Origin of the sequence: Methylobacterium sp. (genome assembly GCF_028290105.1) — a bacterium.
Taxonomy (GTDB): domain Bacteria; phylum Pseudomonadota; class Alphaproteobacteria; order Rhizobiales; family Beijerinckiaceae; genus Methylobacterium.
Genome location: NZ_JAQGKL010000052.1, coordinates 1 through 9,705, shown reverse-complemented (window position 1 = coordinate 9,705; position 9,705 = coordinate 1). Strand labels below are relative to the sequence as shown.

At 69.8% G+C, this 9,705-nt stretch carries 9 protein-coding genes and 1 pseudogene; 5 read left to right on the top strand and 5 right to left on the bottom strand.

The features are described from left to right. The 3 genes from JWQ05_RS04115 to JWQ05_RS04105 form a co-directional block, all read right to left on the bottom strand. A partial coding sequence (locus JWQ05_RS04115) for a helicase-related protein (protein ID WP_299654892.1) occupies positions 1-3,216 on the bottom strand: 3,216 nt, incomplete at its 3' end. A gap of 69 nt (positions 3,217-3,285) precedes the next feature. Then, a complete protein-coding gene (locus tag JWQ05_RS04110; RefSeq protein WP_299654889.1) occupies positions 3,286-3,639 on the bottom strand; it encodes a hypothetical protein in 354 nt (117 codons plus the stop codon). Beyond that, on the bottom strand, positions 3,636-4,556 hold the full coding sequence (locus JWQ05_RS04105) for a DUF3108 domain-containing protein (RefSeq protein WP_299654895.1): 921 nt from the start codon (positions 4,554-4,556) through the stop codon (positions 3,636-3,638). The genes JWQ05_RS04110 and JWQ05_RS04105 overlap by 4 nt, the downstream gene beginning before the upstream one ends. A gap of 318 nt (positions 4,557-4,874) precedes the next feature. Between JWQ05_RS04105 and rpmB the strand changes: the two genes are divergently transcribed. The 4 genes from rpmB (at position 4,875) to JWQ05_RS04085 (ending at position 7,389) form a co-directional block, all read left to right on the top strand. Then, positions 4,875-5,180, top strand: a complete 306-nt coding sequence (gene rpmB / locus JWQ05_RS04100; protein ID WP_299654886.1) for a 50S ribosomal protein L28 — start codon at positions 4,875-4,877, stop codon at positions 5,178-5,180. Positions 5,181-5,313: 133 nt separating this feature from the next. After that, positions 5,314-6,243: an AEC family transporter gene (locus JWQ05_RS04095; protein ID WP_299654884.1), complete on the top strand. Its 930-nt coding sequence runs from the start codon at positions 5,314-5,316 to the stop codon at positions 6,241-6,243. Positions 6,244-6,328: 85 nt separating this feature from the next. Continuing rightward, positions 6,329-6,802 (top strand): nuclear transport factor 2 family protein, encoded by a 474-nt coding sequence (locus tag JWQ05_RS04090; RefSeq protein WP_299654881.1) that lies wholly within the window; start codon positions 6,329-6,331, stop codon positions 6,800-6,802. A 59-nt stretch (positions 6,803-6,861) separates the two neighbouring features. Further along, on the top strand, positions 6,862-7,389 hold the full coding sequence (locus tag JWQ05_RS04085) for a TetR/AcrR family transcriptional regulator (protein WP_299654878.1): 528 nt from the start codon (positions 6,862-6,864) through the stop codon (positions 7,387-7,389). Positions 7,390-7,410: 21 nt separating this feature from the next. Here JWQ05_RS04085 and JWQ05_RS04080 read toward each other — a convergent pair whose 3' ends face one another. Further along, the gene (locus JWQ05_RS04080; RefSeq protein WP_299654875.1) at positions 7,411-8,694 is read right to left on the bottom strand and encodes a PQQ-dependent sugar dehydrogenase; all 1,284 of its coding nucleotides are present in this window, start codon (positions 8,692-8,694) and stop codon (positions 7,411-7,413) included. A 331-nt stretch (positions 8,695-9,025) separates the two neighbouring features. Here JWQ05_RS04080 and trxA point away from each other — a divergent pair, with 331 nt between their 5' ends. Then, positions 9,026-9,346: a thioredoxin gene (gene trxA / locus JWQ05_RS04075; RefSeq protein WP_056185158.1), complete on the top strand. Its 321-nt coding sequence runs from the start codon at positions 9,026-9,028 to the stop codon at positions 9,344-9,346. Between the two features lie 159 nt (positions 9,347-9,505). On the opposite strand, the pseudogene JWQ05_RS04070 reads toward trxA, so the two are convergent. Beyond that, positions 9,506-9,705: pseudogene (locus JWQ05_RS04070) on the bottom strand (porin family protein); the annotation flags it as partial.

Genomic DNA, 9,705 nt, shown 5'->3' with positions numbered 1-9,705 from the left:
GGTCTCGCCAGCCGCAGCCTGTCCGCCCTGGCGGCGCTGGTCCGGACGGCCTTCGCCCGGTGCGCGGTTGGGGGCGGCGCCATCGCGGCCCGCTCCGCGCGGACGGTTCTGACGGGGATTGGCGTGGCGCTGCTGGCGCTGGAGGCGCCAGACCTCGACGGTCGGAACCTCTGTCACTTCGGGAGTCTGCGTCGCTTCGGAGGTTTGCGTCGGGTCGGCGGCAATGTCGCCGGGAGCCTCGGCGGCTTCCAAAGAGGCCTCGTGGTCCGCCGAGCCGTCCGCTTCCGAAGCGGCAGCGTCGGCCGGATGCTCCGCCGCATCCGCCAAGCTCGCGACATCCGCCACAGGCTCGGGGGTCGCCTCGTCCGGGGTCGCATCCTCGGACGTGGAAGGCTCGGAAGTGGAAGGCTCGTTCGATGACGTCTCTGGCACCGGAGTCTCGGCGGCCGAGGCTTCCGTCGCCACGGGCTCCGACGCCGACGTCTCGGACGGGCTCACCTCGGACTCGGGCGCGGTGGCGGCTTCGCCCTGAGACTCCTCGACGGCCGTCTCCGGAATGGACGCCGCTCCGGAATCCTCCGTCGAGCCAAGCTCGACCTCGGCCGGGCCCTCCGCCGAAGCCTCAGATCCTGGTGCTTCGTCCGAGGCCTCGCCCGGCACGGACTCGTCCGAGGCCGCGTCAACGACGCTCGCCGACGCCGGCACCACGGGCTGGGTCGCCGCCGCGGGGAGCAGCGGAACCGTGATCGCCGGGCCCGGACGGGTCTCGGCGGCGTAGCCGAGGGATTTCAGGATCGAGGCGAAGTCCTCGCCCGAGCAGCCGACCAGGGAGGTCATCCCCACGGTCGCCACGAAGGCGTCGCCGTCCGCCGTGCCCACCGGCGCCTCGCCCGGCGTGGTGCCGGGGCGGTAGGCGATGGCCGGGCGGATGAGGTCGGCGAGACGCTCCAGGATGTCGACGCGCACGGCGCGCTCGCCGCAGACCCGGAAGCCCGCCGCGCGGTAGAGTCCCTTGGCGATTTCGGGATCGACCTTGATCGAGGTGCGGCCGGAGCTTGCCAGATGGGCGATCTCGTCGAGGCCGCGCTGGTCGAGGCCGCCGTTCTTCAGGGCCCAGAGCTGGGCCGCCAGCGTACGGGGCGCCGGCTTCAGCAGGGCCGGCAGGAAGATATGATAGGCGCCGAAGCGCACGCCGTGGCGGCGCAAGGCTCCGCGTCCCTCCTGGTCGAGGGTGCGCATCTCCTGCATCACCTTGGCGCGCTCCAGCACGCCGAGCGACTCCACCACCTGATAGCCGATGCCCTTGGCCAGACCCGTGAGGTCGGCGGCGGTCTCGATCTCCATCAGGGGGCCGAGCAGGCGCACCACGTGGGCCTTCAGCCAGGCGACGAGACGGGCCTCGACCTTGTCGCGGGCGGGGCCCGTGAGCTGCTCGTCGGCGAGCAGGCGCACATGCGGCTCGAACAGCTTGTCGCCGGGCGTCAGCTTGGCGACCGGGTCGCCGGTCCAGCGGACGACCCCGTCGTGGCTCAGCACGAGGGAGGCGTCGGCGGCCGACGAGAACCGCTCGGCGCGGGCCTCGATCTCGCCGCCCAGCGCCTTTTCGGCCGCGCTGCGCAGGGTCTTGGCCTCATGTCCTTCCGCACCGGGGTCCGGAACGAACTGGAAGCCATGCAGGTGGCCGACATGCTGGCCCTCGACGGTAACGTCCCCGCCGGCGGTGATCTCAGCTTCCAACATCGTATTCTCTCTCAGGCGCCGCATCAGGACGCTGGTGCGCCGATCGACGAAACGGCTCGCGAGGCGTTCGTGCAGGGCGTCGGACAGCCTGTCCTCTACCCGACGCGTCTCGCCCTGCCAATGCACCGGATCGATGAGCCAATCCGGCCGGTTCGCCACGAAGGTCCAGGTCCGCCCCTGCGCGATGCGCTGGGAGAGCGCGTCGATGTCGCCGTCGGTGCGGTCGATCATCGCGACGTGCTTGGCGAACCAGTCGTTGGGAATGCGCCCCGCCATGCCCCGCATCAGGAAGCGGAAGAGCTGTGCGACGAGGTCGGCGTGCGTCTGGGGGTGGACCTTGCGGTAATCCGGCACGCCGCAGACGTCCCACAGCCGCTTCACGTTTGCGGGGGTGGAGGCCAGGTCGCGAATGTCGTCCTCGCGCATCAGGATCTCGAGGGCCGATTGGTCCTCGCCCATGGGCGCGCGGGTCAGCCCCTTTTCCCGCGGGTGCTCGTCGAGGCTCGCCTGCAGCGCCTTGAGGGAGGAGAAGTCGAGGTCCGGGTTGCGCCATTGCAGCACCCGCAAGGGCTCGAAATCGTGATTTTCCAGGGCTTCGATCATCTCGGGCTCGAAGGGCCGGCAGCGCCCCGTCGAACCGAAGGTGCCGTCGGAGAGGTGGCGCCCGGCCCGGCCCGCGATCTGGCCCATCTCCGGGGGGGTGAGCTTGCGAAAGCGCGTGCCGTCGTACTTCCAGTTCGCCGCGAAGGCGACGTGATCGACGTCGAGGTTCAGGCCCATGCCCACCGCGTCGGTGGCGATGAGGTAGTCGACGTCGCCCGACTGGTAGAGCTCGACCTGCGCGTTGCGGGTGCGCGGCGAGAGGGCGCCCAGCACCACCGCCGCGCCGCCGCGCTGACGCCGGATCAATTCCGCGATGGCGTAGACCTCCTCGGCCGAGAAGGCGACGATGGCGGTGCGCCTGGGCAGGCGGCCAAGCTTCTTCTCGCCCGCATAAGTCAGCTGCGAGAGGCGCGGGCGGGTCGTCGTGTGCACGCCGGGGATCAGCGATTGCACCAGGGGCAGCATGGTGGAGGAACCAATGAGCAACGTCTCCTCGCGCCCGCGCTGGTGCAGCAGCCGGTCGGTGAAGACGTGGCCCCGGTCCATGTCGGCGGAAAGCTGGATCTCGTCGATGGCGACGTAGGCCACGTCGAGGTCGCGCGGCATCGCCTCGATGGTGGAGATCCAGTAGCGCGGCCGGTCGGGCTTGATCTTCTCCTCGCCGGTGACGAGGGCGACCTTGTCGACGCCGACCTTTTCGACCACGCGCAGGTAGACCTCCCGCGCCAGCAGCCGCAGGGGCAGGCCGATCATGCCCGTCGGATGCGCGAGCATGCGCTCGATGGCGAGATGGGTCTTGCCGGTATTGGTCGGCCCGAGCACCGCCGTGACGCCGCGTGCGCGGGCCTGCGGGGAGAGGGAGGGGCGGATCATGGGTAAGGGGCGGTCCCTTCGGCGAGGCCGACAGGCTTTTTCACGGATCGGGATGCCGCCCTCCCACCCTCAGGGGCGGGAAAGCCTCGGCGGCCGATCCTCATATGGGTCGCCGGGGCCCCGCCCGCCATCCCGCCGCGGCACGCCGGAGCCGCCGAAATTCGGATAGATCCCGATCTCCACGGGGGTCCGCGATCCCTGCGGTGCGACATCGGCGCAGAGCGTGTCGGGCATCGCCGTCAGGGGACCGCGCCGCGGAGCCCGTTTCTCGATGACCTGCGCCGAGGAATAGGCGTCGCCGCCGCAATTCGGCTCGGTGGACAGGCTGGATTGCGCCGTCGCGGGCGTGGTCGCGAGGCCCGCGCCAAGCAGCAGGCCCAAGTGCAGGCCCGAGTGCAGGCCGCGTCGGGCCAGCCTCTTCATTGGGCGAGGCTGGCTTGCGTCGTGGAGCCGGTCGGCGCGGCGGCGTGGGTGCCACCCTGCGGGCCGCCGGTCCGTGTCCAGCGGGTCGCCTCGATGATGTTGCTGCCCACCGTGGTCCGCACCGCGATTCGGATCGGCAGCAGCACGCGGGTGCCCTCCACCGGGGCGAGCCAGACGGACATCTCGCGGTTGTCTTCCATGAACTTCACGCCCGGCCGATCGGGGCGGTGCCCGGCGATCGGGGTGTAGCGCGCGTTGCAGACGAGGACCGGGCCGCTGTAGCCGGCCTTCTCGACGCTGCGGGTCTCGCCGTAGCTCAGGCTCACGTCGAACCGTGTGGCGCCGTCGAAGATCGGCAGGGTGCGATTGCAATTGGCCGGGTCCATGAGGTCGCCCCGACCCTGGACCGGCATCACGAGCGCGCTCGCCGGATCGATCACGCCGCGCTTGTTGGCGGCGGTGATCGGCACCCGGTCGCCGAGGTCGACGAGCGGTGGCGTGATCTCCGCCTGGGTGACGTTGCCGCGCGCCAGCGCCATGCGCACCGCGATCCCGGAATTCGAGGTCTTGGTGGCGATCGCGAAGGTGCTGGGCTGGGGCGCCGAGGCGACGGAGCCGGCGGCCCGGGCCGAGCCCATGCCGCCGGTGACGACGCCGACCAAGCCGGTGAGACGCGCCGACACGTCCACGCGGTAGCCGGACCCCTCGAAGGCGCCGGCGACCTGCGCCGTGCCGATGGTGAGGCCCGCCAGCGCGATGTCGTAGTCGACCGTCACCGTGGAGGCGGACGCGCTCGCCTTCGGACGTGCGACCGCCGCTGGAACACAGAACGACGTGGCGGCAAGTGCCAGCAGGCCGGCTCCGGCAAGACGGGTGGCAAAACAGGTAGCAGGAGGGCGCTGGGCGGCTGCGCGCATGGTGGAGAACTCGTGGCTCACGGTCGGTCCCGGCGCGAACGGCCTTGCGGACATCATTCCGGCATCGTCGGCGCTCATGGTTAATACATCGTTGGGTGCGCCGGACCGAGCCCGATCTTCGGCGTGATCCAAACCCCGGACGCATGCGAAAAATCGGCTTACGCCTTGACGTCACGGGCCCCTCTCCCCTATAGGCTCGCGCCTTCAATGAGAACGCCGCTCCACCGGGCCTGGCGTGCGAGAGACCGTTCGGCCGCCCCGCGGCCCGGGTGTCCCGCCAGCCTGTCGGACATGCGGAACGAGACGGGAATCAGATCAATGTCGCGCCGTTGCGAACTCACGGGCAAAGCCGTGCAGACCGGCCACCTCGTGAGCCACTCGAACCGCAAGACCAAGTGCCGGTTCCTGCCGAACCTGTGCCAGGTCACGCTGCAGTCGGATGCCCTCAAGCGTCGCGTGCGCCTGCGGGTCACCGCCCACGCCCTGCGCTCGGTCGAGCATCGCGGCGGCCTCGATGCCTTCCTTATCAAGGCGCGCGAGATCGAGCTGTCGCAGGCGGCCCGCCTCCTCAAGCGCGAGCTGCACAAGAAGCTCGGCGAAGTCGAGACCCCCGTCGCCGCCTGAGGCGTCGCCGGTTCGAATCGATCGCGCGAAACCCGCCGTCGAGACCGCCGAATTCCGCCATCGTGTCCGAACGGCCGCCGCACGCGTCAGCGCGTACGGTGGCCGTTCGCGTTGAAGCATCGGTTCCGCCTCGATGACCGTCCTGTCGCTCGTCGCCCCGATCTTCGGGCTGATCCTGGTGGGCTGGGTCGCGGCCCTGGCCGGCCTGATCTCCGAGAAGGTCAGCGACGGCCTCTCGGAATACGTCTTCTCCATCGCGGTGCCGGCGCTGATCATCGCGACGCTGACGCGCCCCGGCCTGACCGGCGAGATCACCCCGTCTTACTGGTTCAGCTATTTCGGCGGCGCCGCGCTGTCCTGGCTGATCGGATCGCTGATCAGCCTGCGCCGCGAGGGCGTCGAGCGTCGGGGTGCGATCCTGCACGGTTTCGCGGCGAGCCAGTCGAACACGGTCTTCATCGGCGTGCCGATGATCCTCCAGGCCTATGGGGAGGAGGGGGCCTTTCCGCTCTTCATGCTGCTGGCGGTCCACCTGCCGCTGATGATGGGCTGCGCCACCTTCCTGATCGAATCGGATGGCCAGACCTCGTTTGTGAAGCGCCTGCGCGGCCTCGCCCGCGTCCTGTTCCGCAATCCGATCTTCCTGGCGCTGATCGTCGGCCTCGGCCTCAAGGGATTCGGCCTCGCACCCGGCGGCATGGTCAAGGCGCTCGTCGACTCGCTGGCCGGCACCGCATCGACCTGCGCGCTGATCGCGCTGGGCGCCGGCCTCGTGCGGTACCGCGTCCTCCACGACCTGCCGAGCGCGATGGTGGTGACGGGGTTGAAGCTCGTGATCCACCCGCTCGCGGTCTGGGTCCTGGCCTTCCACGTCTTCACGATGCCTCCGGCCTATGCGGGTGTGGCGACGCTGTTCGCCGCCATGCCGGTGGGCATCAACGCCTACCTCCTCGCCGCCCGCTACAAGACCGAGATCGGCGTGGTCGCCGCCGCCGTCATGCTCTCGACCCTGCTGGCGACCTTCACCACCATCGCCTGGCTGACGCTCCTGGGCCACGCTTGACGGCCATGTCGGCCGGCTTGACGGGCATCGAAGTGCTTTGTACCGATCGGTACAGCGCGGGCTCATCCGCGAAGGAGCTTCGCCGATGTCCGAGATGCGCCCGCCGCTGCCCCCCTTCACTCGCGAGACCGCCATCCAGAAGGTGCGCGCGGCGGAGAACGGCTGGAACGGCTGCAATCCCGAGGCGGTGGCCCTCGCCTATACGCTCGACAGCCGCTGGCGGAATCGCGCGGAGTTCTTCAGCGGGCGTCCGGCCATCGTCGCGTTCCTGCAGCGCAAGTGGGCGCGCGAGCACGAGTACCGCCTGATCAAGGAGATCTGGGCGTTCGGCGACGACCGGATCGCGGTGCGCTTCGCCTACGAATTCCACGACGCCACAGGCCAGTGGTTCCGGGCCAACGGCAACGAGAACTGGGCCTTCGATGCCAATGGCCTGATGCGCGAGCGCCACGCCAGCATCAACGACCTCGCCATTGATGACGCGGAGCGCAAGTTCCACTGGGATCGCGCCGCGCCCCGCCCGGCGGATCATCCGGGCCTCTCCGAACTCGGGCTGTAACCCTGTCGGCGACGAAGGGGCTGGCCGCGCGCGCCGCCGCGATCCCGATCCTCGCGGAGGTGTTTCGCGAGCACGGGTTCGAGGGCGCCAGCCTGTCCCTCCTCGGCGCCCGGACCGGGCTCGGCAAGGGGAGCCTGTACCACGCCTTTCCGGGGGGCAAGGTCGAGATGGCCGAGGCGGTGCTCGACGCCATCGAGGCCTGGTTCGAGACGCGAATCTACGCACCGTTGCGCGAAGGGGCCGATCCCCACGCGGCGATCCGGCGGATGCTCCGCGAAACGGACGCCTATTTTCGGTCCGGCGGCCGGATCTGCCTCGTCGGCGCCTTCGCGCTGACCGAGGGGCGCGACCGTTTCGGCGATCGCATCGGCCGCTACTTTGCCGTCTGGTGCGATTCGCTCGCCGACGCCCTGCACCGGAGCGGCGTCGGGACCCGCGAGGCGGCGGAACTCGCCGAGGAGGCCATCGCGGCCATCCAGGGCGGGCTCGTGCTGGCGCGCGCCACGCGCGATTCTGCGACGTTCGGCCGGATACTGGTGCGCCTCGAAGGACGCCTCATCCCCGCTGGGACGGGAGCGGCCCGGTAGGCCGCTCCCACGCGCAACGAATCAGGAGCCGGGCGTCAGCTTCAGGATCTTGCCGTCGGGGCCGTCCGTCACCGCGTAGACCGCGCCGTCGCTGCCCACGCGCACGTCGCGGATGCGGGCCTCCAACGGGATGCGCTCTTCGCTGACCACCTTGTCGCCGTCGAGCTTCACCACGACGATGCCCTGGCTGACGAGTCCGCCGATGAGGAAGGCATCCTTCCAGGCCGGGAAGGCGTCGCCGCTGTACAGCGCCATCCCGGAGGGGCCGATCACCGGGTCCCAGTAATAGACCGGCTGGGCGGTACCGCCCGCCTGGGTCTTGCCCTCGCCGATCTTCTCGCCGCTGTACTCGATGCCGTAGGTCACCTCGGGCCAACCGTAGTTCACGCCCGCCCGGGGGCGATTGAGTTCGTCGCCGCCGCGCGGGCCGTGCTCAGTAGTCCAGAGGCGCCCCTGCGGGTCCAGGGCGGCCGCCTGGACGTTGCGATGGCCGTAGGACCAGATCTCGGGCTTGGCCTTCTCGCCGCCCGTGAAGGGGTTGTCCTTCGGGGCGGTGCCGTCCGTGTCGATGCGGAAGACCTTGCCGAGACCACTGGTGAGGTCCTGCGCCTGCACGCGGGTGACCTTGTCCGAGCGCTCGCCCACGGTGACGAACAGCTTGCCGTCCGGCGCGAAGACGAGGCGGGAGCCGAAATGCTTGTCGCCGTCATAGGTCGGCATCTGGCGGAAGATGACCTTGACCTCGTCGAGGCGCGCGACGCCGTTCTCCTCGATCAGCTTGGCGCGCAGCACGCTGGTGCCGTTGCCCTTCTCGCGCGGCTCGGCGTAGCTGAGGTAGATCCGGCGGTCGGCCGGGAAGCTCGGGCTCAGGGCCACGTCGAGGAGACCGCCCTGACCCTTCGCGTCGACCTTGGGCACCCCCGGGATCGCCGGACCCACCGTGCCGTCCTTGGCGACGATGCGCAGCTTGCCGGCCTTCTCGGTGACGAGCATGCGGCCATCGGGCAGGAATTCCATGGCCCAGGGGCTGTCGAGGCCCTTGGCCACAGTCTCGGTCTTCAACTTGGTGGCGGCATCGGGCTTCGGCGCTCGGGTCTGGTTCGGCAGCAGCGGCTTGTAGCTCGTGTTCGGGGCCTCGGTCTCGGCCGGGCTGTTGCCCGTGGCGGAACTCTGCGGGGCCGCGAAGGCGTCGCCCTCGATACGGGGTTGCCGGGGCTGGGATTCCGCCGGTGCCTGCGCGTGGACGGTCGCGCCGAGGCTGAGAAGGGCTGCGGTGGCGAGCAGGCTGTGCGGGATGCGCTTCACGTCGGGTGTTCCTCCATGCCGGCATCGAAGCCGGTTCCGGGTCGGGCCCCGCGTCCGCAAAGCGCGGCCGGGGACGATGACCTCAGGGAGATGGGGCGAGCGGGGTGCTTTGGCGAGGTCCCTACCGGGAGAGGCCCGCCCGTCGCTGGCGCGCGGCGCGTGCCGCGGTGGACAATCCCCGCCTTCCGGAGAGGGCAGCCTTGCCGTGCGCGCAGGATGCCTTGACCGTTCCGCCTCCCGTCGCCAAGTCTCGCTCTCAGCGCTTGGTCCCGCAGCATCGGGACGGCGGAACGGGGTTTCGCCGAGGCGGAACCGGAAAGGAAGTTTTCCCATGGCGACGGTCAAAGTAACCGACGCGAGCTTCGAGCAGGACGTCCTTCAGTCCGCGGAGCCCGTCGTGGTGGATTTTTGGGCGGAATGGTGCGGACCGTGCCGTCAGATCGGCCCGGCGCTCGAGGAGATCTCCGCCGACCTGCAGGGCCGCGTGAAGATCGCCAAGGTCAATGTCGACGAGAATCCCGGCATCGCCGCCCAGTACGGTATCCGCTCGATCCCGACGCTGCTGATCTTCAAGGATGGCCAACTCGCGAGCCAGAAGGTGGGTGCGGCACCCAAGGGCGATCTCTCCCGTTGGATCCAGGCCAGCGCCTGAACGACCATTGGGTGTGAGAACGAGAAAAACCCGGCCGTGAGGCCGGGTTTTTTCGTGTCCGCCCGGGGCTTTGGCGCCCCGGTGCGACTTTGGGTTCAGAACGAGAGGAGCCCGGCCTCGCGGCCGGGCTCCTTCCGTTTCGAGACCCGAAATGTCGGCCTAGTAGGAGCCGAACTTGTAGTTCAGACCGGCGCGCACGACGGCGAATTCGGTGTCGTTGGAGCGCAGGGCGCCGCCCACGGTGGTGGCGTAGGGGGTGTTGGTGCGGAACAGCGTACCGGTGCTGTTGGACACGGCGAACACGTCGCTCGCGTTGTTGCGGTCGAGGTTCACGTACAGACCTTCGACCTTGAGCGTCA